Below are 25,328 nucleotides of genomic sequence, written 5' to 3' on the forward strand. Positions count from 1 at the left end.
GGAACCCGGCGGCACCCCGGCCGACAACGGGCCACCTCGACCATGCCGAACACCGGAAGGAGGACCCGCAACAGCCACCGGTCCCAGCCTCAAGCCGGGCCGCCACCCACACGAAAGATCCGGGCTAGGTGCCGTCAAGGTGCCATAGAGGATTAGCGTGATTTCTTCACGGATTTCAACGTAGCCACCGAGTGTGGTTCCCGCAAAGTTCCACGTGCCCTCGTAACGTTTAGGTTTTGTGTCGCGCACTAGTCCTCGTTAATGTCTTGGGTCGTAGTTTCCTATAGCATCTCTGTCTTGGATGCGTTCCGGACATGTCTGAAGCTCTCAGAATAGGTCCTGAAGAGATCGACCGCAGAGCGGTGACGTAGGTGCAGGGCTTGGGGCGTGTGCGACCCGGAAGCCGTAGACGTACGTGTTCATGACTATCTCGTCATCGAAGCGGAAGATCGAGACAAGCTCTGCATCATGTTGTCGCAGGCTTTGACTAGTTTGGTGAGACCGGACTCATTGCAGATGGTGACAATCAGATGCTGCGGAGGGGAGCCAAGATACACGTGAACCGATGAAATATCCACGCTTTGGACTTTTGGTTCGTTGTCGATACCCAGCCAGCACTCAAAGAGTGGTGATCGTGTTACGACCATTGGGAAGCTGAGTAGACCGATAGCGTTGGGCATCTGCTGCCCTGCTTGATCGTATCTGCGCGAGAGCCCCAATGCGAAAGACGCGGCTTGGCGTACCGCGTCATACGCACTTCCGACCCCGCTACTTCGTGACTTGTCTTCGTTCTTCTTCTCGGTAACGCCGTACCCGGGGAACCGAACCAGGGAGAGAAGTGGGAGGCTGTCCTCATCAATCTGGTCCGTTATTGACGTGATCAGCTCCGCCGTCATGCCGGACTGTGGCGTGGCGTCAAGCCAGTGTCTCAGGCTAAACGGGAAGTCGAACTCGTGTCGGTCGGTGAAGATGACCCACGGAGTTGTGGGGGACTTGCATTCAATTGCAACTTCGAGTTGAACCGAAACTGATCCTGGCCACTGGGCCAATACGTCGCCCTCGCGGATCTCTCCAGTTGTCACGTCGTGGTAGTAATTTGACTGGGAAACTGACGATGCTCCGCCCTGTCGGAAGGCGTTCGCAACCTGCATCTCGAAGGGGTATCCGGTGCGCTTTAGCCACGCTTCTATTTCGCTCGGATCAACAGTCATCGGAACTCGCCGTCGGCTGCATTCAGGATGGCTGCTGGTATCTTCATCGATGTCACGATTGCGTGGGCTTGTGGCGATGACAACGTCGCCACCTTTCCAGGTTTGTTCGCGTACCCGATGGTCCTTGTTCCAGTCGCTCTTCCTGCGGAGATGTCACTGGACGAATCGCCGATCAATGTACATCTGGATGGTCGGACGTTGACTGAAGCGACTGCTTGGTCAACGAGATGAGCGTTTGGCTTCAGCAGCGTAGGGTCGGAATTGGTACGTGCGGACACTGTGTGTATGAGGGGCGTGAGGTTGTGCCGGTGTAGGTATGTGTTGACGGCTGCCTGTGAGTTGTTGCTGACGATCGCGAGTTTGCGACCCGTTGCTTGCCAGGCGTGGATGAAATCGTGTGCGCCTGGCGTGGGTGGCGCGGTGGCTGCGGCTTCGACCTCGTGAGCTCGTAGAGCAGCTTCGACGTAGCGGGCCTCGTCGGTGCCGAGTGCGGCGGCGTAGGTGAGGACGTCGAAGGGGTCCTCGGTCTTCTCGACCTCGGCGGGCAGCGTGGTGTGACCACTGTCAGCCAGCACGTTGCGGAGCTGGTCAGCGACGTAGTGGGCGGGGACGTTGGCGAAGATCGCGCAGACGGGGCCATCGAAGTCGAGCAACAACACGTCGGTGGTCGCCAGAATGCGGCGCAAGGCTTCCGGGTCGTCTATAACCACATGATTGGTGGTCACCGCTTATACTCCGTCGCGATGGTGGTCCAGAGGCTGTCGAACCAGGTGCGGGCTTGGTCTACGTATTGGCTGCCGGTGCTGGTGTCGTCGTCGGTGGTGCTGTGGTGGAAGAGGATGGCGTCTTTGCCCATGAGGTCGTAGATGGCTTGGGGTTGACCGCCTAGGGATAGGACGTGTTCGCGGACGGGGTAGAAGCCGAAGAAGGCTTCGTCGTTGTTGATCAGGTAGAGCTTGAAGAGTGGTGGGGCTGGGTGGACGCGGACTTCTGCGGTGGCGTCCTTGACCAGGCCGAGTGCGCCGAGTTCGGTGACGTTGTCCACGATTGCCAGGGTGTGGCGGCGCATGATCTCGGCGGCTCGTTCGCGGAAGGCTGGGCTGTCGGCCTGGTCGTCGACGGTGCAGGGGACCGACCACGGGACGGTGGGGTCGGGTACGAGGATGCGGACGTGGATCGCCTCGGGTGTCAGGCGGCCGATGCGGATCTTGTCCAGCGGCTCCTGAAGGATGCCGTGGAGGGTCTCGCCGGAGAAGCCCGAGAAGTCGATCGTCACGCGGTCGGACGCGAAGGCCTGTTCGATGTGGGGGCGCAGGCCGACCGGGCGCTCTGTCCGTTCTCGGACGAACACGCCGCTGCCCTGCCGGGAGACGATCAGGCCCTCGTCGCGCAGCTCGCGTAGGGCGCTCTGCACCGTCATCGGGGCTACGTCGTACTTCTTGGCCAGCTCGGCGCGGGACGGGAGCTTGTCTCCGGCCTTGAAGACCTTGGTCAGGATGGCGGCCCGTAGAGCGTTTGCCACCTGCACGTATGGCGGTCGCGGGTCGTCCGGGTCCAGTGCCATGCACAGCTCCTATCGGGCCTCATATGTACATCATGTGCCGTTTGTTGAACTGTGCCTCGCTGCGCGCTACTTGTCTAGCTCGCCTAGAGAGCTAGCTCACCAGCACAAACACCCACTTGCTTGACTTGGCTAGCTAGGCTGGCTAGCTTGTGACTTGGCTAGCTCGGACAGGCGGGCTGGCAAGGTGATGGAGGTGGCTCGTGGCGGTTCCGTACGGGACGCGGTTCGAGGCGTCGTTTGACCAGGTGTTCCCCATGGGGGCGTTGATGGTCGGTGAGGTCGCGCCGGACATGGAGTACATGAGCGCGGAGGACAAAGGCCGCGGGAAGCAGGCCAAACAGCGCGTTGACGAGCGCACGGGCAAGCGCCAGTGGAAGGTCGTGGTCACGGACCCGTCCGCCGAGAAGGAGCGGGACGCGTCGGTGACGGTGACGATCCTGGCTGATGTCCAGCCGGTGCCGCCGCAGGCTGTGCAGGTCATGCCTGGTGTGGAGGTGCGGCCGGTGGCGTTCGACGGGCTCACGGTTGAGCCGCGCGTGATGGGTGATCGGTACAAGTACCAGGGGTTCACGATCCGGGCTACGGGCATCGTGTCGCCGCAGGTGGGCGCTGCTCCGAAGCGTTCGGGCGAGAAGCCCCAGGGCGAGCAGAAGGCGGCCTGAGGTGGCGCGGCCGTCTCGCGAGGCGGTCGCTCGCTGGAACCTCGCGTACGCGGAGCAGACCGAAGCCCTGTTCGGGGCGTCCACTGCGGACGGATCGGCGGCGGTGCTTCGGCTGGCTGACAGCTACTCGGCGGTGGCGCGGGCGTGGCGGATCTTGGCCGCTGATCTGGCGGTGCCCTTGTGGGCTCGTCACGCCTGCGCCGTCGCTGCCGAGGAATTCGATCGTCGGGCGCGGATCGAGTACGCCCGTGTCAACCCGGATGAGGACGGGGCATGAGGAAGGCGAAGCACGTTTCGGATGAGGAGTTGTGGCGGACGGCGCGTGCGGTTACGACGCTGAAGGACGCGCACGATGCGCTGGTCAAGGTGATGCCCGCGCCTGATGCGGAACCGGCTGCGAAGCGTGACTTCTACCTGCGGTCGGCCGAGGTGTACGGGCGGGTCGCGGAGATCGATCGTGGGCATCACCACGAGGCGTTGTACTGGGCCACGCGGGAGCGGGAGAAGGGCGAGGAGATCGCGCGGGCTCTGGCTTCCGGGTCGGCGGGGGATGACGGGAGCGGCCGGTGACGGCGCAGCGGCCCAAGCCCCGGGCGAGACGTGTCCGTGCCGGTAATCGGGACAGTCGGTACACGGTGAAGTTGCGGGTGGCCGAGTTCCAGCGGTCGGCGCGGCGGTCGGCGTTGACTTCGGACTACTTGTTGGCACCCGCGATGGGTGTGAACCGCTCGACCATTTCGCGGGTGTTGACCGGTGAGCTGCGGCCGGGTGCCGCGTTCATCGCGGGGGCGTTGGCCGCTTTCGCGCCGTTGGAGGTGCGGTTCGAGGACCTGTTCGAGGTCGAGACGAACTGGTCGCCGGATGAGCGGAGCTCGGGGAAGGGGGACGGTGGGGGTGCGGCCTGATCGGGTCGTGATGGGTGCGCACCTGCCGGACGGCGTGACGCGCAGTGCGGCGAACGTGTGCTACTGGCGGGTGCGCTGGCCGAGGTGATGGCCAAGTGGGTTGAGCAGCCGTACCGGGCTTGGCTGGCGAGGGAGTTGGCGGCGGCGGTGGGGCTGAACCAGGAGACGGTCCGCATGGTGGTGCGGGACCTGATCGCCGCCGGTCACGCGGTCCGGGTGTCGGGTGTGGTCGTGCCGGCCCGCAGCCGCAGGGCTTATCTGTACCAACTGACCCCGGCAGGGGTGGAGGCGTGGCGTGGCTTCCGTGCGGAGGCTCGTGTGAGGCATCGGCCGGTCAAGGCCAAGCCACTTCCACCACGTTTCTAGCAACGTAGGCGTGTCCTGGAGCGCGTGACCGATGTGGTCGCGTGGCGATGGCGGACGCCCTGATGACAACTGAACAGTTCGCGGCTGGTCGGTGTGGGTCGCGGGAAGACGGTCCAAGTCTTGGCGGGCTCCGGCTGTCTCCCTGCGACTCACCTGACTGGCTTCGTCATGCATTTTTGTTGACACACAAGGGATTCCAGTCATGTTGAGGGTATCTCGTCGTGGGGGACGTGCGTCAAGTCGGGCCGTCGCCCCGTCAGAGTGGAAGTTGTCCAACGGGTCGAAGTGCCAGCGTTGTAAGCGATTCGGCGTGTTCGCGCCGGGTCAGCTCGCGTGCTGTGCCTGTCTGGGTTGGTTGCCGCTGATCTTCGCCGTGGTGGTGTTGGTCGTGGTGCCGGCGGTCTGGTCGCTCCCGGTCGGGGGTGTGGCCTGATGTCTCGATGGGTTGATCCGGCTCCGTTCGAGGGTGCTCGGCCTCGGGTGCCGTGGTGGATGTTGGTGCCGGGCAAAGCAAAGTGGATTGCGGCCTTGGTGGCCGTGGTGTGGCTGGCGCTGGTCGGCGTCGTGCGCCTGGTGCTCGTTGTCGTCCGGTATCCGGTGGTGACGCTGGTGCCGGCGTCGGCGGCCTGGTGCTGGTGGCGGTTCGGTCTTTCGCCGTTGGTGCTAGCGCTGTTGTCGCTGGTCGCGGCGTTGGCGATCTGGGCTGGTCTGCATCGGGCGTCGTTCCTGCGGCACGTCTGGTTCCGGCTGGTCACCGAGTGGCGGCGGGCGACGGTGTACGTCCCGAAATGGCGGTCGGTGATGCGGCTGTCCGACCTGGCCAAGCGGGACCGTGGCCGTGAGTACCGGCCGAAGCTGCGGCGTGTCCGCTCGGAGGGCTGGCGGGACCGGGTTCGGGTGCGGATGATCCCTGCCCAGTCACCTGAGGCGTGGGAGCTGCGGCGGGACAACCTGGCGCACTCGTTCGGCGCTCGCTCGTGCCGTGTCCGGGTGCTGCGGCCTCGGTTGCTGGAACTGGACTTCGTCCACGCTGATCCGCTCGTGCGGCCGGTGCCTGTTCCTGCATTGGACGGTTCGGCGGACGTCGACTTCAAGCGGGTGGTCGTCGGGCGGACCGAGACGGGTAAGCCGTGGCGGCTGCGGCTGCTCGGGTCTCAGCTCCTGGTGGTCGGTGTGCCAGGGGCCGGGAAGGGCTCGGTGTTGTGGTCGATCGTGTGGCAGCTCGCGCCGGCGGTTCGGGCGGGCCTGGTGCGGCTCGTGGGGATCGACCCGAAGGGCGGGATGGAGCTGGGCCAGTGCCCAGATGCCTTCGATCGGCTGGTGTTCGGCAACGGCGCTGACGCGGTCGAACTGCTGGAGGAGATCGCCGCTGAGGTGAAGGAGCGGGCCTCTCGCTACCGGGGCATTCGGCGGCTGTGGGCTCGGGACACCGGTGAGCCGTTGACCGTGCTCGTCGTGGATGAGCTGGCGGACGTGATCGCCTACCAGCCGGACAAGCAGCTTCGTGAGCGTGCGGTGCGGGCGGTCCAGACGATCGCCTCGCAGGGGCGGGCTCCCGGTTATGTGCTCGTCGGTTTGGTGCAGGACCCGCGTAAGGAGGTCGTGTCCTTCCGGCACCTGTTCAGCACCCGCGTGGCGCTGCGCCTGGACGAACCGCAACAGGTGGACATGGTCCTTGGCGACGGTGTCCGGCAGCGGGGCGCGGCGGCTCACGAGATCAGCGAGAACACGCCTGGTGTCGCCTGGGTGAAGCAGGACGGCCAGCGGGAGCCGGATCGGGCTCGGGCCTTCCACGTGACCGATGCGGATCTGGCGACGCTGCGCGACTACTTCCGGCCTGCTGAGGTGCGGCCGTTTCCGAACAACCCTGATGGTGCCGAGGGGGTGGCGGCGTGACGACTGGTACGCGGGCTGAGCGGATGCGTCAGCCGATGGCGCTGGACGTGGCCAAGGCTGCGGCCGAGCAGCACGGGGTGTGCGTGCGGCCGTTCACGATGGAGGTGGAGGACCGGGCCAGCTACGAAGTCCGGTACGTCGCGGTGCCGTGCGGGTCGACGGTCGAGAGCGTGTGTGCGCCGTGCGCCAGGAAGGCGAAGGCGTTGCGGATGGCCCAGTGCCGTGAGGGCTGGCACGTGGCCGAGGAACCCGACTTCACCCCGCGCCGGCCGTCGCAGGACGAGACGGAGCTGATGACGTTCCGGGCGGACCTGGTCAAGGCGTACCGGGACGCGGTCGAGGCCGGTGAGGCGGGCCACGCTGACGAGCTGCGGGAGGAGATCCACTCGGTCGACGCGGAACTTCGGCAACTCGGTGTCCGGGGCCGGTTCCCCTCGCCCGACGCGCCCGGCAAGCGGCCGGTGAAGCGGTCCACGAAGCGGCGGCAGGACGCGCCGAACCTGCCTCGACGGCGCGTGGAGAAGCGCACGGTCGGGCGGGAGTACGCGGGCGGGTTCCGGCCGTCGATGTTCGTCACGCTCACGCTGGACACCTACGGGCGGGTGCGTGACGACGGCACACCGGTCGACCCGGACACCTACGACTACCGGCGCGCGGCCCGGGACGCGGTGCACTTCGCCTCCCTGGTGGACCGGTGGTGGCAGAACCTGCGCCGGGTCGTCGGCTGGGACGTCCAGTACTTCGCCACCGTCGAACCGCAGCGGCGGGCGGCGCCGCACCTGCATGCGGCAGTCCGCGGTTCGATCCCGCACGAGACCGTCCGCCTGGTCACGGCGGCGACCTACCACCAGGTGTGGTGGCCCGCGCACGACGAACGCGTCTACGGCGGTGACCACCTGCCGGTCTGGGACGCGCGGGCCGAGGCGTTCGTCGACCCGGACACGCGGGAGCCGTTGACGGCCTGGGTCGACGCGGTCGAGGCGGTGGAGGAGCCGGCGCACGTGGTGACCTTCGGCCGCCAGGTCCACTCCAAGGGCATCCTGGGCGGCTCGGAGGAGGCCGGACGCCACATCGGCTACCTGACCAAGTACCTCACCAAGTCCATCGGTGAGGTGGTCGAGCAACGCACCGACCGGCAGCGCAGGCACGCGGACCGCCTGGCGGACGAGCTGGCCGTGACGCCCTGCTCGGACCGGTGCCCGGTCTGGCTGCTCTACGGCGTCCAACCACGCGGCGCGGGCTCCCGGACCACGCCGGGGCACTGCAAGGGGCGGGCGCACCGGCGGACCACGCTGGGCCTGCCCGGTCGGCGGGTGCTGGTGTCGCGGAAGTGGTCGGGCAAGACGCTGGCCGATCACAGGGCCGATCGGAAGCGGTTCGTCCTCGAAGCGCTCAAGGCCGTGGGTATCGAGAAGCCGGAACCCGACACGTCCGAGCTCGTCTGGCACAAGGTCCGGCCCGGCGACCCCAACGTGCCGCCACGCGCGCACCTGCTCATGCACGCCATAGCCCAACGGGTCACGTGGAAAGCCGAGTACGACCGTGCGTTGCTCGCGGCTGGCTCTCCAGAACTTTCGGCAACTCAGCTCGCAGCTTGATCGCTCGGGGGGATTCATGAAGGACATGCTGTACCGCGTCGAAGAGGTGGCACGCGCCCTGCGAATCGGTCGGACGAAGGTGTTCGACCTGATCAGGGCAGGGGAGCTGACCTCGGTCAAGATCGGTGGTAGCCGGCGAATTCCGGCGACCTCGGTTCAGGAGTACCTGTCTCGCCTGATGCAGGAGGCCGCGTAATGGCTCGGGGGAAGCGGTCGAACGGCGAAGGGTCCGTCTACCAGCGCAAAGACGGTATGTGGATCGGTGCAGCCTACGTGCTCACCACCACCGGTCATCGGAAGCGGGTGACTGTTTCGGCAACCTCGGAAGAGGAGGCTTGGAAGAAGCTCCGGAAGAAGATCGCGGATTCCGACGCTGGCATTCCGGTTTCTGCGGACAACTGGACGATTGAGGGCTACCTGAAGTACTGGCTGGACAACGTCGTCTCCACCAAGCGTCCGAGGACGGTGGAAGGCTATGGGGCCGTTGTGCGGCGGCACCTGGTCCCCGGCCTGGGCGCGAAGAAGCTCCAGCGGCTTTCGGCGCAGGACGTGCGGACGTTCCTGACTCGGCTTCGGCACGACTGCCGGTGCTGCGCGGACAAGATCGACGCCAAGCGGCCGAAGGATGCTCGGCGGTGCTGTGCCGTGGGGGAGTGCTGCGGTCAAGTGCTCTCCGATCGAACCGTTCAGCAGATCCACGCGGTTCTGAGGAACGCCCTTCAACACGCGATGCGAGAGGAGGTCATCCCGCGCAACGTGGCCAAGCTGGTGCAGGTCAAGTCACCTCGGTACGACGTTCACCGGGGTCTCGACGCGGACCAGGCGCGGAAGCTCCTGAAGGAGGCAGAGAGCGACCGGCTAAAGGCGCTGTACGTGCTGGCGCTCTACCTCGGGATGCGCCGTGGTGAGCTGCTCGGCCTGCGGTGGACCGATATCGACTGGGACGGCTGGGATGAGCCGTGCGGGCCTCACGCGGACGAGTTCTGTGAAGAGTGCGCGGACCGGTATTTCCCGAGCTTGCAGGTCCGGCAGACCCTTCAGCGAGTCGGTACCAAGCTCGTGTTCGTCCCGCCGAAGACGGACCGATCGGAGCGATCCACTCCGCTGCCGCCGCTCGTCGCGGAAGCGCTCATTGAGCACTGGGACCGCCAGGATGATGAGGCCGAAGCGGCGGACGCATGGGAGGACTCCGGGCTGGTCTTCACAACGCCGCAGGGCGGGCCGATCGATCCGACCTATCTTCGGGCGAGCTGGTACCCGCTGCGCAAGCGTGCGGGCCTCGACGGCGTGAGGTTCCACGACCTGCGGCACTCGTGCGTGACGCTGCTGCTCCGGCTCGGCGTGCCGCCGCACATCGTCCGGGACATCGTCGGCCACTCGGCCATCGACGTGACAATGACGATCTACGCCTCTGTCTCACTCCAGGACAAGCGGGAAGCGCTCAAGAAGCTCACGGCCGAACTGGGCTGAGGACGTTGCTACACCCGTTGCTACACGAAGGGGGTGCGGCCGGTCCCAAGAGACCGGCCGCACCCCCTCTAACGTGCGGAAGCGGAGGGATTTGAACCCCCGGACGGTTGCCCGTCTCCCGCTTTCAAGGTATTTGCATAGCCGTACGGGGTGGGTCGCCGCCGTCCCTGCCGCAGGCCAGGCCACCTGCCTGAACCTCGTTGAACGGTCCTGAACGACGGTTGAACCGGGGTGAATGAGACGGCGTTTGAGACTAGTTCGGTCCGTTGTGGACAGACGTAGAACTAAGTCGAGCACCGTTGGCTCGACCGCCCCCGACGACGAAACCCCGCCGGCAGGGGCAAGTGACGATTGCGCCCCGGTCGCTTCCGTCACCGGTCCGGCGACGCCTGGACGCGCTACAGCCGTCGCTACGGTGCAAGCTCCACAAGTACGGCAGTCGCATCGTCGTGGTGCTTGCGTTTCCGACCATCGTTCGCCGTGGCCCCGTCCGCTTCGACCTTTCTCGTTCGTGCAACCAGGCTCGCAGGTCCTTCATCGGACAGGATGCGAAACAGTTCTTCCCACGACATCAACTGGAATGCATCTACAAGGCGGCTTGCGCCATCGGTTAGCAACGCTGCGGCATCGACGCCTTCCGCCGGAACAGTGCCACGGACAGCCTGGTAAGCAGCATCGGGCATAGTGCTAGCAACGTAGTACCCCTCTGGAGTGTTCTGCACTGCCATCACAGCTTCATACGAGTAGTCGTTAAGGTTCGCCATCCGCTCATCCAAGATGGGTTCGACTTTTCCCGCACGGTTGACCAGCAGCGGCGAATCCCCAAGAACGAGGTAGTCGAGAAAATCATCTCGACAGCGCAATATCGTGACCGTTGAGGAAGGACTGTCCGGGTTGCTCAAGTCGCACGTCTTCTCATGCGCCGCGCAAGTGCGTGCGATTGACTCAGCCAAAGCGTCGGCCAGTGCAACATCCGGCGCAATGGTCAGCAGGTGAGCCAGATTTCCGGCAAGTCGATGGACCACCCAAGGAACGTCATGGATACAGCCGTTCTCTGCTGGTTTTAGCGCCGTTGCCCCGTCCAGTACGACGGCCCATTCCAAGCCAAGTGCGGCATAGTCATCGTTTGCCCGACCAGGCGTAGCCTGGCTTTCCATCACGGCTCGCATCTAGATCCTTAGTCCGGAATGGGAAAGCGGTAACGAAATGCAGCAGTGTCACCAGCGATTACGGAAACCATAACCTCCACTGCGCGGCCAGTATCGTCGTAAACCGTCCTCACGAGCTCAAGCACCGGGGTACCCGGCGGAAGCTGTAGTGAAACGGACTCAGGACCCGTAGGCATCCTGGTCGAAAGCTCTTCCTCCACCTCGGCCAGTCGATAGCCATTCTCTTCGAGCCGGGCGAATCCACCACCAGGGCCCGTGTCAGGTTCCATAATCGCTGTACCACGGACGACATCCAGTTCGTAGTAGCTGTCGGCGAGCTGGTTAGGTCGACCGTCAACGGCAGTGGTTCTACGTCGAGCCCATACCGGCGTTCCGACCTCAATCCCCAAGCGATCGGCAACCAACTTGGATGCAGGAACCTCTTCGAGTGCTCGGATTTCTTGACTCGCGGTACCGTAAATTGAATCCCTGGGCGTAGCGACAAGTACCGTCTTGCCGGACTCCCAAAGACTGCGCGAGTAGCGCTCAATTCCCTGCAATTGCGTGACTGGGCGAGAACGAACAAACGTTCCACTGCCCTGCATCGTCACGATGAGACCTTGCTGTTTTAGCAGGTCAATTGCCTTGCGTACCACCGCAAGTGAGCAGCCATGTGCCGCTGCAAGGTCATCGAACGAGGGCAACTTGTGGCCTGGGGGCCACTCGCCACTTTCGATCTTGAGGCGGACATCGTCCGCAACCTGCACTTGGAGCGGACGTGCATCCGTGAATCCGCTGGTCATGACACCAGTGTAGGGCAGTCTGCATACAGAGTCTTGACACCCAAGTCCGCCACTCCTAATGTCTGCATACAGACCGGCAGACATGCGAGGTTGCCTCGCCAGACGGATGGAGTCAGATGGTGGAAGCCACAGACGGATCGACGCAGTTCAGCCCAGACGGGCTGACCGAAGCCGTGATCGACGCGTTGATCGTGGCCGTGGACGAGGAGTTGGCGGAGATGCCCGCGCCGACGTCCCGGCTGCTGGACGGTGCGGCCCGGAAGCGGTGGGACCGCCGTTACGTGGACCGCACGTTGTCCGGCGCGGTGCGAGTGCTGGCCGCGCGGGACGCGATGCCCGTTCCGACCGGGACGGAGGCCGCGTGATGGCAGTGACTCAGAACGACCTGGGTGGTCAGTCGCACCGGTTCATGACGGTGTCCGTTCCGTCCGGGCGGCTGGTCGTGGACTTTGCGGCGTTGACCGACCTGGTGCGGGAGATCGTGCAGCGCGAGGTGGGGACGGCGCTGGCCGACCGGGAGCGTCGGAACGGCGTCATCGTGCCGACCGGATCGGAAGCCGCGTGATGGCGGGCAAGCGGTTCCCGTGGGTGCTGACGCAGTCGGTGCCGTGGGCCGAGGGCGCGCAGTACACGCGGGGCACGCACGACGGGTTGCCGCTGCTGTCCTACGGCTGTGCCCCTCGGGACAAGCTCGCGACGTTCCGGCAGTTGCGCGCGATGGGCTTACGACCCAACGGTCAGGACCCGGTGGCGGTGCTGTACGTGCGGCACAACGCATCGAAGAAGACGGTGTTCGCGTCGCTGTACCTGATCGCCAAGGCCGCGCCGGTCCGGCCGATGACCCCGGCGAAGTGGACCGCGCTGGCCAAGGCCAACCTCGCGCGCCGCATCTGCCGCATCTGCGGCAAGGACCCGCTGTACCCGCTGCCGACCAGCACCCGGTTGTGCTGGCCCTGCTTCGAAGCAGAGGGCGGCCTGGAAGACCTGGAGGCGGCGTGACGAGCCTCCGAACCGCGTTTCTGAACACCTCGGACCGGCGGCCGACTCCGGCCAAGAAGACACCGCCGGTCCTGGTCTCCAACACCCACGAGAGCAGGCAGGAGAGCACCAGCATGGCCGACAAGGCGCTGCAGCACCAGCCGACCACCCGCCGATGGGACGGCGCACCGGAAACCCCGGCGGACACCCGGTTCTACGACCCGCGAGAGACCGGCTACCGAGGGCCGATCGACCAGGACGGCTACGCCGCCCGCAGCGACGAGGGGGCCGGACGGTGAACGTCATCGACAGGATCGGGCCGTGGCTGCCGGTCGCGCTCATGATCGGCGCGGTGCTCGTCGTGGCCGTGGCGCGCGCTACGGCCAAGGCGGTGCGCAAGACCCGTCAGGTGTCCCGGATGGGCGGCAACACCCTGCGGACGCTGGTGGCCACCGTGGTGATCGGCGGCGGGCAGTGGCTGATCGTCGCGAACACCACCGACGCGCGGGTGACCGCGCTCGCGCTGGCCGTGCCCGCGTTCGTCACCGCTGTGGTGATCGTGCGGGCTCTCACCGTCACCACCACCGAGCATGCCCGGACCGAAGGGGGCAAGCGATGACCAGCGCGTACCCGATCACGTTGGACCAGCTCACCCAGCAGGTCAAGGACCTGGCGGTCGAGTTGGGCGAGATCCCCTCCCGCAACCGGGTCATGCGCGAGTGCCGGGTGGGTGCCGAGAAGGCCAAGGCGGTACTCGCCGCGCTGAACGACGAGGGGTTCACCCTCACCCCGGTCACGCCGGACCCGGTCGAGGTTGAGGCCGCTTCTCGGCACCTGCACTCGGTCCCGGCGACCGATGCCGCCGAGTCCGTGCCGTCCGCCGTGCCGGTCGAGGACGTCGACCCCGTGGTGGACAAGGTCGAGGTCGTGCCGGTCGTGGACCCGGTCCCGTCCCCGGTCACCGAGTCTCCCGACACGGGAGACGAAAGCCCCGCGGGCGGTGACGGAAGCGACCGGGGCGCAAGCGTCACGCGGGACGAAACCCCGCCGGCGGGGAACCGTCACGAGTCCGCCGAGTCCGCCGAGTCGGCTGCCAAGGTGAAGCGGCCCCGGTCGTGGCCGCTGCTGTTGCTGGCGGCGGGTGCGTTCGTGGCCATCTGGGGTGGCTGGGTGGGGTTGGGTGAGCTGACCGGGTTCGGGCCGATCCGGCTGTTGCCCGGTATCGCGGACTCGTTCGTCATCAACTCCGCGATCACGCTGCCGATCGGTGTGGAGGCCTACGCCGCGTACGCGTTGCGGGTGTGGCTGTCCGGCGGCACCCGGTCCGAGAAGGCCCGCCGGTTCGCCCGCGCGTCCGCGATCGGGTCGTTGGTGCTGGGTGCGGCCGGTCAGGTGGCCTACCACCTCATGGTCGCGGCAGGGATCACCGTCGCGCCGTGGTGGATCACGACGTTCGTGTCCTGCCTGCCCGTGGTCGTTCTCGGCTGCGGTGCGGCGTTGACCCACCTGCTTCACGACGACGGGACGGAGGAGCGGCGATGAGCACCGCACTGGACACGCCCGGTTCCGACGACTTCGACAACGTGGTGCACCTGCACTCCGGCACCGAGGTCGAGCGCAAGGTGTTCGAGGGCGAGTTGGTCTCGCCCGAGGACAGCGCGGCACTGGACCGGCGCTTGATCGCGGACCGGGTCCGTAGCACGGGTGGCCAGGTGATTCGCGTCCTGCGGGAGTCGGAGACGAGTCAGCGGGTCCGGTCGGTGGTGGCCTACCGGGTCCGCAAGTCCCCACGGGACACGGTGCGCCTGTCCTGGTTCCTGGTCCGTGGGTTGGGCCGGTGGACGGCCAAGGCGTGGAACTGGTTCACCTACGCCGACCTGCGGGCCGACGCCCGCGCGGCCAAGCTCACCGGCGACAAGGAGGCGCGGCGGGCGGCGCAGGAGATGATCCGGGCCGACGCCGCCGTCCGCTGGTCGAAGGCCGCGTCCGGGTTGCGGGTGGTCGCGGTGGCGGGTGCGCCGGTCGGTGTGACGGGTGTGGCGTTGGCGGTGGCCGACTCGCTGGTGGAGCGGCACCAGATGCCCGAGTGGCTGGCCACCACCTACGACGTGTTGGACGTGACCGGGTCGGTGCTGTCCTGGCTGGTCGTCCTGGTGCCGGTCGGCATCGTGGCGGCGGCGGTGTGGGAAGGTCGGGACAAGACGCCCGGTGCCGGGTTCCTCGTGCGCCCCGACCGCGACGACGCCGACTCGTGGATCGATGAGCGGATGATCTCCACCGCGTTGGCGCACCTGGGTATCGCGCCGCTGAACCAGTTCTTCAAGAACGGCGGGCAGTTGGTGTACTCGGTTCCGGCCCGTGTGGACGGTGACGGCACCTATGCGCAGATCAGGTTGCCGATGGGTGTCACGGCGGACATGGTTGCCGCGCAACGCAAGAAGCTCGCCGGGAACCTGGGTCGTGCGGCGTTGGAGACGTGGCCGACCGAGGGCGACGAGTCCGGCGTGCTGGACCTGTGGGTGGCCGACAAGGGCAAGCTCGGTGGCGGTGCGGGCGAATGGCCGCTGATGCACGACGGTGCGGTGGACGTGTTCGACGGCGTCCCGTTCGGACTGACGCAGCGGGGCGCGGTCATCAACGCCATGCTGTTCGAGTCCAACTGGCTCATCGGCGGCCGTCCCGGTCAGGGCAAGTCCGCCGCCATGCGCACCCTGCTGCTCGGCGCGTCGCTGGACCCCACCGTGGAGCTGTGGACGTTCGTCATGGGCGAGTCGCCCGACTTCGAGCCGTTCCGGCCGCGCCTGGCCCGCTACGCGATGGGCATGGACGACTCGGTGGCCGAAGCCGCGTTGCAAGCGTTGCGGGATCTGCTGGTCGAGATGGAGCGGCGCGGCAAGGTGCTCGGTGAGCAGCCGGGCCGTCCGCCCAAGACCAGCCGGAAGCTGGCCGACAAGCCGGGACTCGGGTTGCACCTGCTGGTGTGCTCGATCGACGAGTGCCACGAGTTGTTCATGCACCCGAAGTACGGCAAGGAGGCCGCCGAACTGGCCGTGCGGTTGATCAAGCGGGGCCGCAAGTACGGCATCGTCCTGGTGCTGGCCACGCAGTCCCCGACCAAGGACAGCATCCCGCGCGAGGTCACCCGCAACGTCTCCACCGGAGTGGCGTTCGCCGTGTCCGATCACGTCGCCAACGACGGCCTGCTCGGTGCGGGCAAGTACAAGGCGGGCATCCGCGCCACCGACCTGCGGATGAAGACCGACCGGGGCACCTGCGTCGCGGTCGGGATCACGGACAACGTGTTCGAGCTGGTCCGCACCTTCTACGTGCCGTTCGAGGACGGCGCGGACATGGTGTCCCCGGTCATCGACCGCGCCATGGCGCTCATGGCCGAGGCGGGCCGCACGGTCACGCCCGTGGTCGAGGTCGAGGCCCCGCCGGTCGTCGTCGACCACCTGGCCGACATCGACAAGGCCATGCGCGGCGACAAGCGGGTGCGGACGCAGACCGTGTTGGCGCGGCTGGTCGAGCACGACCCCGGCACCTACGAGGGCTGGTCGTTCTCCGACCTGCGGGCCGCGCTCACCGACCACGGCATCCCCGTCGTGAAGTCCGAGGGCGTCATGGTCGTACGGGCCGACGACGTCACCAAGGCCATCACAGAACGTGACACGCTGGCCGACGAGGACGACGACACCGAGGACGGCGCGTAGCACGGGGAGCGGGTCAGGGAGTCGGCGCGATCCCGGGGAGTTCTCCCCGTCGACTCCCTGACCCCGGCTCCCCGACCTGACCAGCGACAACCACGGTCAGGGAGTCGCACCCCGCCCGGTCGTCCGACCAGCCGAAACAGGCCATGACGAGGGCCTACGGCCCGCTCACTCTCCTCCCTCCCCGCCGACTCGGCACCCGTTCACGGGTGGCCGTGACGGCACCCCCTTGCCTAGATCCACTACTCAGAGTCACAGGAGTACGTGATGACCACGGCATCACCACACCGCGACGCACTGATGCGCCACGCCCTTGCCGCCGCCGCGATGGGCTTCCACGTCTTCCCGCTACGCCCCGGAACCAAGATCCCCGCACTTCACGGCGCGAAGTCCTGCACCCGCACCGGAGCGTGCGCCGCCGGGCACGTCGGATGGGAGCAGCGCGCCACCACCGACCCCGCCGTGATCGAGCGCTGCTGGTTCGCCGGGGCGTTCAACATCGGCATCGCCCCCGGCAGGAGCGGGCACGTCGTGATCGACCTCGACATGCCGAAGTCGCCCGCCGCACAGGACAAGGACGGCTGTAGTCGTAGGGGCATCGAGTGGGGCCGCGACGTGCTCACCGACCTCTGCGTACGCGGCGGGCACTCGGTTGCCGAACTGTTCGACACCCGCGCCGTGGCCACCGCACGCGGCGGCGAACACCTCTACTACCGGGCACCGTCCGATGTGGAGCTGCGCAACACCGCCGCCACCCTCGGACCACTGATCGACACCCGCGCGGCCGGTGGCTACGTCGTCGCGCCCGGATCGATCACCCCGGACGGCACCTACAGGACCACCGACACCCGCGACCCCGCCGACCTCCCCCGCTGGTTGGTCCAGGCCCTCACTCCCAAGCCGCGTACGGCCGTCTCAGCGCCCGTTGTAAGGCGTTCCGAGCGGCTGCCCGCCTACGTCGACGCGGCGGTCAGGGGTGAACGGGACAGGGTCGCAGCGGCCCAACCAGGCACCCACAACAAGACGCTGTTCGTCGCCGCCGTCGCGTTGGGCCGCCACGTCGGGGAGGGCAATCTCCCCTCGACTACAGCAGAACACCACCTGTTCACCGCAGCGGCCCACATGATCGGGGATGGCTGCGACTGCACCGAAACCAAGGTCACCCGCACCATCCGCGAAGGACTCCGGGCCGGAGCCAGCACGCAGCGGCCCAGCCGACCCGGCAACCCCACCCCACCGACCACGGACGGACTGTTCGGCACGCGAGGTGCCGCGTGAGCCGCCCGCGTCTGCTGGACCTGTTCTGCTGCGCGGGTGGCGCGTCGGCCGGTTACCGCGCCGCCGGGTTCGACGTGACCGGCGTCGACATCGAACCCCAACCGCACTACCCGTTCCCGTTCATCCAGGCCGACGCCCTCACCGTCGACCTGACCGGCTACGACGTGATCGCCGCGTCCCCGCCCTGCCAGCGCTGGTCCCAGGCCACGCCGGAGGACCGCCGGGACGACCACCCCGATCTGATCGACCCCATCCGGCAGCGGCTCCGTGACGCGGTCGCCCGTGGGGACATCTGGGGCTACGTCATTGAGAACGTCCCCGGCGCACCCCTGATCGACCCGATCACCATCTGCGGCGACACGCTGCGGCTGGGCGTCCGCCGACACCGCCTGTTCGAGTCCAACCTCACCCTGTACGGCACCCCGTGCCACCACGACCGCGACGCACCGGCCGTGCCGGTCTACGGCTCCTACGGCCAGCGCGGGAGACGAAACCCCGTCGACGGGGAAACGTCACGCGGCACGTCCGCCGAAGCAGGCCGCGCGGCGATGGAAATCGACTGGATGCCCTGGCCGAACCTCAAGCAGGCCATCCCGCCCATCTACACCGCCTGGATCGGCGTACAGCTCATCGGCCACGCGCGCCACCACGCCAAGCCCGTGACGCAAGCACCCAGGGCGCAAACGTCACCCCGCCGCGCCACACCGATGACGGAAGCCACCGGCGCCGGTGGAAAGCGTCACTGCCGCTGCGGCAACACGCTCATCCGCCCCGTTACCGGCCGGTGGCCGCGCTACTGCTCCCACGCCTGCCGACAAGCCGCCTACCGCGAACGCACGAGGAGGAACGCAGCATGACCACGACCAACGGCGCGGAACTGCTGGACGAACTACACGCCGCGCTCACCCGCTACGTGATCCTGCCGACGCCGGAGGTTGCCGACGCGGTCGTCCTGTGGATCGCCGCCACCCACGCACAACCCGCCTGGGCACACGCGCCCCGGCTGGTCATCCGGGGACCGGAGAAGCGGTGCGGCAAGTCCCGACTGCTGGACGTGGTCGAAGCCACCTGTCACGAACCGTTCATCACGGTCAACTCCTCACCAGCCGCCATCTACCGATCCGTCACCGATGACCCGCCCACGATGCTGGTCGACGAAGCCGACACGATCTTCGGCCCCAACGCAGGCAACCACGAGGAAGTACGCGGGCTGCTCAACGCAGGCCACCAGCGAAACCGCCCCACGACCCGCTACGACGCCAACCTCAACAAGGTGGTGACCCTGCCTACCTTCGCCATGGCCGCACTCGCCGGAATCGGTGCCTTGCCCGACACCATCGAAGACCGCGCCGTGATCGTGAAGATGCGCCGACGTGGCCCCGGCGAGAGCGTCGCGCCGTACCGGATCCGCCGTGACCGCCCCGGCCTGCGCCGTATCGGCCAACTACTGAACACCTGGCTTCGCGCCGACCTCGACACGCTTGAATCCACCGAACCCGACATGCCGGTCGAAGACCGCGCCGCCGACACCTGGGAACCCCTGGTGGCCGTCGCCGAACACGCCGGGGGCACCTGGCCCAACCGTGCCCGCGCGGCCGTCCTGGCCCTCACCGGCGAAGCCGCCAGCAGCGACCAGGGCTCCCTCCGAATCCGGCTGCTCATCGACTGCCGAACCATCTTCGGCAACCACGCCGCCATCCCTTCCGGCGTCCTACTCGACCAACTCAAAGCCGACCCCGAAGCACCCTGGACCACCCTCGGCAAAACCGGCATCACCGCCGCGAAACTCGCCGGAATGCTCCGAGAGTTCGACATCACCTCGGGCAACGTCCGATTCCCCGACGGCACCCAAGCCAAGGGCTACACCCGTGCCGATTTCGAGGACGCTTGGGCGCGCTACTGCCCACCCCCCGAGCAGGAGCCGTCCCAGCCGTCCCAACCGTCCCAGCCCTGGTCAGAGCGGGACGGTACGAACCCCTGGGACGGCACGAGCCGTCCCACTAAAACCAGCCGTCCCGCCCTGACCAGCATCGGGACGGCTGGGACGGCTGGGACGGCTACCCCCCTCACCCGCGTCACCGGAGGTGCGGCATGACCGCGAAGAACACCGCTGCCATCCTCGCTTTGGTGGCGCAGTTGACGACGCTCCTAGCGGAAGAACAGACGGAATCACGGGACGTGTCGAGCGTCGTCCCAAAGGCCACTGCGGCACCGTCGAACCGTGTTCTTCTCACGACGGAGGAGGCAGCGGAAAGGCTCGGAGTCGGCCGCACGACCATGTACCGCCTCATCGGTACTGGAGAGATCGAGTCGGTGCAGATCGGTCGCCTGCGGCGTATCCACGTCGCGGCGGTGGATGCCTACGCGCGGAAGCTCTTGCAGAACCCGGACGCAGCTTAGGAGGGCGCGGCATGGCTCGCACGAAAAAGACGCGCCAGCCGAACGGCACATCGAGCGTCTACTACGGCAAAGACGGCTACTGGCACGGTCGTGTCACGGTCGGTACGAAAGACGACGGAACGCCCGACCGGCGTCACGTCATGCGCAAAGACGAGGGGGAGGTTCGCGACAAGGTCCGCGAACTGGAGAACCAGCGGGACAGCGGCGAAATCCGCAAGGCTGGTGCGAAGCGTTGGCGAGTGCGTGAGTGGCTGACCCACTGGGTGGAGAACATCGCCGCGCCGAGCGTGCGCTACAAGACGCTTGAGGGCTACCGGACGGCGGTCTACAAGCACGTGATCCCCGCGTTGGGTCAGCGGTGGATGGACCAGACCGAAGCGGAGCACTTCGAGAAGCTGTACGCAAAGATGTTGCGCAGTGGTGACTTCAAACCGGGAACCGTGCACCAGGTGCACCGGACGGCACGGACCGCGTGGCGAGAGGCACGAAAGCGGAAGGTCATCAGGGAAAATCCCTTCGATCTCGTGAAGGCACCACGGCTCGAAGAGGACGAAATCGAGCCGTTCGAGCCCGAAGAAGTCCAAGCCCTCATGACGGCCGCGCTCACCAGACGCAACGGAGTGCGGTTCATCCTGGCCCTGGCGATCGGCACGAGAAAAGGCGAGTCGCTCGGGTTCCGCTGGTCGCGGCTCAACACCACCACCAAAGTTCTGAGAGTCAGCAAGCAACGTCAACGGCAAACGTACGAACACGGTTGTTCTGATCCGGCAGCCTGCATCACCACCCGCCACAAGACGAAGCCGTGCCCGGCCGCGTGCAAGAAGCACAAGAAGTGTCCACCGCCCTGCCCGGTCGGCTGCGTGAAGCACGCGAGGTATTGCCCGGAGCGGATCGGCGGAATCCTGGAAGTCGACGTGAAGTCGAGCAAGGGACGGCGCGGAATCCGGTTGCCCGATCAGCTCTTCGAGCTGCTGATGAGCCACAAGGAGACACAAGACAAGGAGCGGGAAGTTGCGGGGGACCTGTGGCAGGAAGGTGACTGGATGTTCACCCAACCCAACGGCAAACCGCTCGACCCACGGGCCGACCACGACGAATGGAAGCGGCTACTCACGGACGCTGGTGTCCGGGACGCTCGGCTCCACGACGCTCGGCACACCGCCGCGACAGTCCTGCTGCTGTTGGGCGTGCGTGAGCGGGCGGTGATGGACTTCATGGGCTGGTCGAACACCAAGGTCGCAGAGCGGTACATGCACGTCACCGCCGCCATGCGTGACGACATCGCGCACCGGCTGAGTGGGTTCCTGTGGACCCTCGAATGAGACTGTGAATGAGACTGGACAGGACAAGGGCGGCTCACCGACTGGTGAGCCGCCCTTGTTTCTGCTGGTCAGACTGCGGAAGCGGAGGGATTTGAACCCCCGGACGGTTGCCCGTCTCCCGCTTTCAAGGCGGGTGCATTCGGCCGCTCTGCCACGCTTCCCGGTGTGCGGCAGCAGGTTACCCGTCCAGCGCCCGCAGGTGCGTGATGACCCGGTCGAAGACCTTGGCCACCACCTCCTGCTCCTCCCGCGTCAACAGGTCGATCATGTGCTCCCGCACCCCCTCGAGGTGGGTCGGCGCCGAACCCTCCAGCAGTGCCATGCCCTCGTCCGTCAGCTCCGCGAACACCCCGCGCCCGTCCTCCGGGCACTCACGCCGCCGCAGCAGCCCCTCCCGCTCCATCCGCGCCACCTGGTGCGACACCCGGCTCTTGGACGACGCCACCTCGTCCGCCAGCTGCGACATCCGCATCCGCCGCCCCCGCTGCTCGGACAGCCGCACGAGCACCTCGTAATCGGCCAGCGACACCCCGTGCCCGTCCTGCAGTTCACGGTGCAGTCGGTCGGCGAGCATCGCTGCCCCGACCACGTAGTTGCGCCAGGCGCGCATCTCCCCATCGTCAAGCCAACGCGGCTCGTGCTCAGTCACCTCACCAGGCTAGGCCGCAGATCTCCGTTAACGGACGATCCATGAACATGTCTGGTGTAGGTCATCTCCGAGAGGCAAACTCCTGCGCCGTACCGCGCCCTCCTACCGGGCGCCGCAGGGAGGAACCGCATGACCTCGTTCAGACGCACCGCGCAGCGCTCAGCCGCGCTCGCGGTGACGGCGGCGGCCGCGCTGGCGGTCACGCTCGTGCAGAACCCCGCAATGGCCGACAACAAGCCTGCGCGCACCGTCGACGTCCGGCTGATCGGCATCAACGACCTCCACGGCAACATCGAGCCCCCGACGGGCTCCTCGGGCCGCGTCACGTTGTCCGACGGCACGCAGGTCGAAGCGGGCGGCGCGGCGTTCAACGCCACCCACATCAAGAACCTCCAGGCCGAGGTGCGCAACTCGGTGATCGTCGGCCAGGGCGACCTGATCGGCGCGTCGCCGATCGTCTCCGCGCTGTTCCACGACGAGCCGACGATCGAGGTCCTGAACCAGGTCGGCATGGACACCACGGCGGCGGGCAACCACGAGTTCGACGAGGGCTACCAGGAACTGCTGCGCATGCAGCGCGGCGGCTGCCACCCGACCGACGGCTGCCAGTTCCGCGAGACCTACGAGGGTGCGAAGTTCCCGATCCTCGGCGCGAACGTCACGCTGGCCGAGAACGACCGCCCCGCGCTGCCCCCGTTCTGGGTGGAGTTCCGCGACGGCGTCCCGATCGGCTTCATCGGCATGCCGCTGAAGGACGTGCCGATCCTGGTCGACCCGAACGGCATCAAGGAGCTGGAGTTCGGCGACGAGGTCGCCGCCGCCAACCGGTACGCGGACCTGCTGAACTGGCTCGGCGTGAAGTCGATCGTGCTGCTGATCCACCAGGGCGACAACACCGCGGGCGGCGGGCCGGACGAGTGCCGCACGGTCGTGGGCGGCCCCGGCCGCAAGATCGCCGAGCAGGTCAGCCCGAAGATCGACGCGGTGTTCTCCGGTCACAGCCACCAGCACTACAACTGCACGGTCACCGACCCGGCGGGCAACCCGCGCCCGTTCATCGAGGGCCTGGCGTTCGGCCGCGAGCTGTCCGTCGTCGACATCAAGATCGACAAGCGCACCCGTGAGGTGGTCCGGTCCGCGACCGTCGCCCGCAACCACGTGGTGACCAAGAACGTCACCCCGGACCCGGAGATCCAGGCGATCATCGACCTGGCCAAGTCGAAGTCCGGCCCGATCGCGAACCGCCCGGTCGGCACGATCGCGCAGGACATCCTGCGAGCGCAGAACGCGGCGGGCGAGTCCGCGCTCGGCAACCTGATCGCCGACTCGCAGCTGGCCTCCACCACGGACAACGGCGCGGTCCTCGCGCTGATGAACCCGGGCGGCGTGCGCGCCGACCTGACCTACGCCTCCTCGCCCGCGGGTGAGGGCAACGGCGTGGTGACCTACGGCGAGGCGTTCACCGTGCAGCCGTTCGGCAACATCCTGCAGACGGTGACGTTGACCGGCGCGCAGATCAAGGCGGCGCTGGAGCAGCAGTGGCAGGTCGTCAACGGCGCGCAGCGGCAGATCATCCTCCAGCCGTCGAAGGGCCTGACCTACTCGTGGTCGGCGTCCGCGCCGATCGGTTCGAAGGTGTCGAACATCGTCCTGAACGGAACGCCGTTGGACCCGGCCGCGAACTACCGGGTCACGATCAACAGCTTCCTCCAGGGCGGCGGTGACGGCTTCAGCGCCTTCACCGGCGGCACCGGGATCACCGGTGGCGGCATCGACCTGGACGGCTTCAGCGCCTACCTGGCCGCCAACCCGAACACCACCCCGCCGGCGCTCGGCCGCATCACCAACACGCCGTGAGGAACGCCCTGTGAGCGGACGCTTCTACGGTCCGCTCACAGGGCGCCCCACAGCGTGCTCACCGCGCGCGACGGCCGTCCACTGAGTCGGATTAATTCTGTTTCACCAGTTCAGGGACGTGGCTAACGGTTGTGCATTGCGCCGATCAGGCGCATGCTCGAAGCAGGACCTGCCACCGGCGGAACCCGAGCTGACCCGCCGGCGGCACGCCCGGAAGGGGTAGGTGGTGCGGTGCAGGTAAGTCCTCGCGGTGACGATGCGCGTTCGAACCGCAACCCCGCGGGCGGAGCGGTCAAGAGATCGGCCCGGTCGCGAACGTGAGCGGTTCCGACGGGGTATTCGAGCGCACGACGCCATCGGCGCCATCGCCGCGCTTGACGATGTTGACCCGGGAAGTCTGAGGGCGTCGTCTCCGACGTCGACGCCGACCGCGGTCCACGCCGACCTCGTCACGAACGGTTTCGTCACCTCCACATGGGAAACCCCGGGTGCGGTGCCCCGACGTCGGGTCCCGCACCCGGGGCTTATTGTTGTGCGGCTTCGGTGGGTTCTTCGGGTTCCGTGGCCTCTGTGGTCTCTGTGGGCCCTTGGCGGGAGGACGCGCGGTGCAGTTCAACGAGAACGCCGAGCTCGACACGTCACAGGTCACCGACCAGCGGGGCGTCGGAGGCCGGGTCGCCTTGGGTGGCGGCGGTCTCGGCATCGTCGGCCTGATCCTCTACTTCGTGTTGTCGCAGCTCGGCGTGCCGGGACAGCTGCCGTCCGGCTCCGGGTTCAGCGACGTGGGCCGGGACCAGCAGGTCGGGTCCGAGGCCATCAAGGAGAAGTGCCGCACCGGCGCGGACGCCAACCGCGAGACCGACTGCCGCGCGGTGGCGTTCATCAACTCGATCCAGGCCTACTGGACCGACCAGTTCGCCCGTTCGGGGCGCACCTACCAGGCCGCGCAGACGAACTTCTTCTCCGGCGGCGTGCAGACCAGGTGCGGCAACGCGACGTCCGCGGTGGGGCCGTTCTACTGCCCCGCGGACGGCCAGGTGTACATCGACCTGGGGTTCTTCCAGGAGCTGCAGCGGAAGTTCGGCGCGACCGGCGGGCCGTTCGTCGAGGCGTACATCCTGGCGCACGAGTACGGGCACCACGTCCAGAACCTGCTCGGCACGTCCGACCGGGTGAGCTCGCGGTCCTGGCCGACGTCCGACTCGGTGCGGCTGGAGTTGCAGGCGGACTGCTACGCGGGCGCCTGGGCCAACCACGCGCAGAGCGTGCCGACGGCGTCCGGGCAGCCCTTGATCACCGGCGTGACGCAGGACGACGTGAACGCGGCGCTCGACGCGGCGGCCCGGATCGGTGACGACTTCATCCAGGGCGAGCTGGGCGGCGGGCGGATCGACACGACCCAGTTCACCCACGGCACGTCGGCGCAGCGCCAGAAGTGGTACACGACGGGCTTCGACACCGGCGACCCGGCGCGCTGCAACACGTTCGACACCGACAACCTCGGCTGACCG

The 25,328-nt window shown here is 67.1% G+C and carries 29 protein-coding genes and 2 tRNA genes; 23 read left to right on the plus strand and 8 right to left on the minus strand.

Translation table 11 applies throughout. The features are described from left to right. Nucleotides 1–425: 425 nt before the first annotated feature. Genes FM051_RS39930 through FM051_RS39940 form a run of 3 tightly spaced genes read right to left on the minus strand, consistent with a single transcriptional unit; the run spans nucleotide 426 to nucleotide 2,775 of the window. Nucleotides 426–1,211, minus strand: a complete 786-nt coding sequence (locus FM051_RS39930; protein ID WP_158852328.1) for a hypothetical protein — start codon at nucleotides 1,209–1,211, stop codon at nucleotides 426–428. Then, nucleotides 1,208–1,936 (minus strand): HAD family hydrolase, encoded by a 729-nt coding sequence (locus tag FM051_RS39935; protein WP_158852329.1) that lies wholly within the window; start codon nucleotides 1,934–1,936, stop codon nucleotides 1,208–1,210. The genes FM051_RS39930 and FM051_RS39935 overlap by 4 nt, the downstream gene beginning before the upstream one ends. Then, entirely contained in the window at nucleotides 1,933–2,775 is an 843-nt protein-coding gene (locus tag FM051_RS39940) for a GntR family transcriptional regulator (protein ID WP_202919251.1), read from the minus strand. Before FM051_RS39940 ends, FM051_RS39935 begins: the two co-directional genes overlap by 4 nt. Nucleotides 2,776–2,975: 200 nt before the next feature. Between FM051_RS39940 and FM051_RS39945 the strand changes: the two genes are divergently transcribed. The 9 genes from FM051_RS39945 (at nucleotide 2,976) to FM051_RS39985 (ending at nucleotide 9,672) form a co-directional block, all read left to right on the plus strand. Beyond that, nucleotides 2,976–3,437 (plus strand): hypothetical protein, encoded by a 462-nt coding sequence (locus FM051_RS39945; RefSeq protein WP_158852330.1) that lies wholly within the window; start codon nucleotides 2,976–2,978, stop codon nucleotides 3,435–3,437. Between the two features lies 1 nt (nucleotide 3,438). Then, a complete protein-coding gene (locus tag FM051_RS39950) occupies nucleotides 3,439–3,714 on the plus strand; it encodes a hypothetical protein (protein ID WP_158852331.1) in 276 nt (91 codons plus the stop codon). Further along, nucleotides 3,711–4,007, plus strand: a complete 297-nt coding sequence (locus tag FM051_RS39955) for an AMED_5909 family protein (protein ID WP_158852332.1) — start codon at nucleotides 3,711–3,713, stop codon at nucleotides 4,005–4,007. Before FM051_RS39950 ends, FM051_RS39955 begins: the two co-directional genes overlap by 4 nt. A 65-nt stretch (nucleotides 4,008–4,072) precedes the next feature. Beyond that, nucleotides 4,073–4,342: a transcriptional regulator gene (locus FM051_RS39960; protein ID WP_158852333.1), complete on the plus strand. Its 270-nt coding sequence runs from the start codon at nucleotides 4,073–4,075 to the stop codon at nucleotides 4,340–4,342. A gap of 87 nt (nucleotides 4,343–4,429) precedes the next feature. Further along, nucleotides 4,430–4,708 (plus strand): helix-turn-helix domain-containing protein, encoded by a 279-nt coding sequence (locus FM051_RS39965; RefSeq protein WP_158852334.1) that lies wholly within the window; start codon nucleotides 4,430–4,432, stop codon nucleotides 4,706–4,708. A gap of 492 nt (nucleotides 4,709–5,200) precedes the next feature. After that, nucleotides 5,201–6,604: an FtsK/SpoIIIE domain-containing protein gene (locus FM051_RS39970; protein WP_238412990.1), complete on the plus strand. Its 1,404-nt coding sequence runs from the start codon at nucleotides 5,201–5,203 to the stop codon at nucleotides 6,602–6,604. Between the two features lie 23 nt (nucleotides 6,605–6,627). After that, the gene (locus FM051_RS39975) at nucleotides 6,628–8,202 is read left to right on the plus strand and encodes a replication initiator (RefSeq protein ID WP_158852407.1); all 1,575 of its coding nucleotides are present in this window, start codon (nucleotides 6,628–6,630) and stop codon (nucleotides 8,200–8,202) included. A 16-nt stretch (nucleotides 8,203–8,218) separates the two neighbouring features. After that, a complete protein-coding gene (locus FM051_RS39980; protein ID WP_158852336.1) occupies nucleotides 8,219–8,398 on the plus strand; it encodes a helix-turn-helix domain-containing protein in 180 nt (59 codons plus the stop codon). Beyond that, entirely contained in the window at nucleotides 8,398–9,672 is a 1,275-nt protein-coding gene (locus FM051_RS39985) for a tyrosine-type recombinase/integrase (RefSeq protein WP_158852337.1), read from the plus strand. Before FM051_RS39980 ends, FM051_RS39985 begins: the two co-directional genes overlap by 1 nt. A gap of 74 nt (nucleotides 9,673–9,746) precedes the next feature. On the opposite strand, the gene FM051_RS39990 is transcribed toward FM051_RS39985, so the two are convergent. The 3 genes from FM051_RS39990 to FM051_RS40000 form a co-directional block, all read right to left on the minus strand. Next, nucleotides 9,747–9,846: transfer RNA gene (locus FM051_RS39990), tRNA-Ser, on the minus strand. 236 nt (nucleotides 9,847–10,082) lie between these two features. After that, nucleotides 10,083–10,841: a protein phosphatase 2C domain-containing protein gene (locus FM051_RS39995; RefSeq protein WP_158852338.1), complete on the minus strand. Its 759-nt coding sequence runs from the start codon at nucleotides 10,839–10,841 to the stop codon at nucleotides 10,083–10,085. A gap of 8 nt (nucleotides 10,842–10,849) precedes the next feature. Then, on the minus strand, nucleotides 10,850–11,623 hold the full coding sequence (locus FM051_RS40000) for a GntR family transcriptional regulator (protein ID WP_158852339.1): 774 nt from the start codon (nucleotides 11,621–11,623) through the stop codon (nucleotides 10,850–10,852). A 116-nt stretch (nucleotides 11,624–11,739) separates the two neighbouring features. On the opposite strand from FM051_RS40000, the gene FM051_RS40005 reads away from it, so the two are divergent. From FM051_RS40005 to FM051_RS40060, 12 genes are all read left to right on the plus strand, one after another. Continuing rightward, the gene (locus FM051_RS40005) at nucleotides 11,740–11,988 is read left to right on the plus strand and encodes a hypothetical protein (protein WP_158852340.1); all 249 of its coding nucleotides are present in this window, start codon (nucleotides 11,740–11,742) and stop codon (nucleotides 11,986–11,988) included. Then, nucleotides 11,988–12,188 (plus strand): hypothetical protein, encoded by a 201-nt coding sequence (locus tag FM051_RS40010; protein WP_158852341.1) that lies wholly within the window; start codon nucleotides 11,988–11,990, stop codon nucleotides 12,186–12,188. Before FM051_RS40005 ends, FM051_RS40010 begins: the two co-directional genes overlap by 1 nt. Further along, the gene (locus FM051_RS40015; protein WP_202919252.1) at nucleotides 12,188–12,622 is read left to right on the plus strand and encodes an RRQRL motif-containing zinc-binding protein; all 435 of its coding nucleotides are present in this window, start codon (nucleotides 12,188–12,190) and stop codon (nucleotides 12,620–12,622) included. The genes FM051_RS40010 and FM051_RS40015 overlap by 1 nt, the downstream gene beginning before the upstream one ends. Beyond that, nucleotides 12,619–12,900, plus strand: a complete 282-nt coding sequence (locus tag FM051_RS40020; protein ID WP_158852342.1) for a hypothetical protein — start codon at nucleotides 12,619–12,621, stop codon at nucleotides 12,898–12,900. Before FM051_RS40015 ends, FM051_RS40020 begins: the two co-directional genes overlap by 4 nt. Beyond that, nucleotides 12,897–13,220: a hypothetical protein gene (locus FM051_RS40025; protein WP_158852343.1), complete on the plus strand. Its 324-nt coding sequence runs from the start codon at nucleotides 12,897–12,899 to the stop codon at nucleotides 13,218–13,220. Before FM051_RS40020 ends, FM051_RS40025 begins: the two co-directional genes overlap by 4 nt. After that, a complete protein-coding gene (locus FM051_RS40030; RefSeq protein WP_158852344.1) occupies nucleotides 13,217–14,143 on the plus strand; it encodes an ABC transporter permease in 927 nt (308 codons plus the stop codon). The genes FM051_RS40025 and FM051_RS40030 overlap by 4 nt, the downstream gene beginning before the upstream one ends. Continuing rightward, the gene (locus tag FM051_RS40035; RefSeq protein WP_158852345.1) at nucleotides 14,140–16,314 is read left to right on the plus strand and encodes an Ish1 domain-containing protein; all 2,175 of its coding nucleotides are present in this window, start codon (nucleotides 14,140–14,142) and stop codon (nucleotides 16,312–16,314) included. Before FM051_RS40030 ends, FM051_RS40035 begins: the two co-directional genes overlap by 4 nt. Nucleotides 16,315–16,578: 264 nt before the next feature. Continuing rightward, a complete protein-coding gene (locus FM051_RS40040) occupies nucleotides 16,579–17,589 on the plus strand; it encodes a bifunctional DNA primase/polymerase (RefSeq protein WP_158852346.1) in 1,011 nt (336 codons plus the stop codon). Then, the gene (locus FM051_RS40045; protein ID WP_202919253.1) at nucleotides 17,586–18,446 is read left to right on the plus strand and encodes a DNA cytosine methyltransferase; all 861 of its coding nucleotides are present in this window, start codon (nucleotides 17,586–17,588) and stop codon (nucleotides 18,444–18,446) included. Before FM051_RS40040 ends, FM051_RS40045 begins: the two co-directional genes overlap by 4 nt. Continuing rightward, entirely contained in the window at nucleotides 18,443–19,684 is a 1,242-nt protein-coding gene (locus FM051_RS40050) for a DUF3631 domain-containing protein (protein ID WP_158852347.1), read from the plus strand. Before FM051_RS40045 ends, FM051_RS40050 begins: the two co-directional genes overlap by 4 nt. Further along, entirely contained in the window at nucleotides 19,681–19,989 is a 309-nt protein-coding gene (locus tag FM051_RS40055; protein WP_158852348.1) for a helix-turn-helix domain-containing protein, read from the plus strand. The genes FM051_RS40050 and FM051_RS40055 overlap by 4 nt, the downstream gene beginning before the upstream one ends. An 11-nt stretch (nucleotides 19,990–20,000) precedes the next feature. Continuing rightward, nucleotides 20,001–21,311 (plus strand): tyrosine-type recombinase/integrase, encoded by a 1,311-nt coding sequence (locus tag FM051_RS40060; RefSeq protein WP_158852349.1) that lies wholly within the window; start codon nucleotides 20,001–20,003, stop codon nucleotides 21,309–21,311. Nucleotides 21,312–21,387: 76 nt separating this feature from the next. On the opposite strand, the gene FM051_RS40065 is transcribed toward FM051_RS40060, so the two are convergent. Further along, nucleotides 21,388–21,472: transfer RNA gene (locus FM051_RS40065), tRNA-Ser, on the minus strand. Nucleotides 21,473–21,489: 17 nt separating this feature from the next. Continuing rightward, nucleotides 21,490–21,960, minus strand: coding sequence for a MarR family winged helix-turn-helix transcriptional regulator (locus FM051_RS40070; RefSeq protein ID WP_238412982.1), 471 nt, complete (start codon nucleotides 21,958–21,960; stop codon nucleotides 21,490–21,492). Nucleotides 21,961–22,089: 129 nt separating this feature from the next. On the opposite strand from FM051_RS40070, the gene FM051_RS40075 reads away from it, so the two are divergent. Beyond that, nucleotides 22,090–23,817 (plus strand): bifunctional metallophosphatase/5'-nucleotidase, encoded by a 1,728-nt coding sequence (locus FM051_RS40075; protein ID WP_158852350.1) that lies wholly within the window; start codon nucleotides 22,090–22,092, stop codon nucleotides 23,815–23,817. Nucleotides 23,818–24,422: 605 nt separating this feature from the next. Further along, the gene (gene ypfJ, locus FM051_RS40080) at nucleotides 24,423–25,325 is read left to right on the plus strand and encodes a KPN_02809 family neutral zinc metallopeptidase (RefSeq protein ID WP_158852351.1); all 903 of its coding nucleotides are present in this window, start codon (nucleotides 24,423–24,425) and stop codon (nucleotides 25,323–25,325) included. The last annotated feature ends 3 nt before the right edge of the window (nucleotides 25,326–25,328 follow it).

The organism is Saccharothrix deserti (genome assembly GCF_009769385.1).
GTDB lineage: Bacteria > Actinomycetota > Actinomycetes > Mycobacteriales > Pseudonocardiaceae > Actinosynnema > Actinosynnema deserti.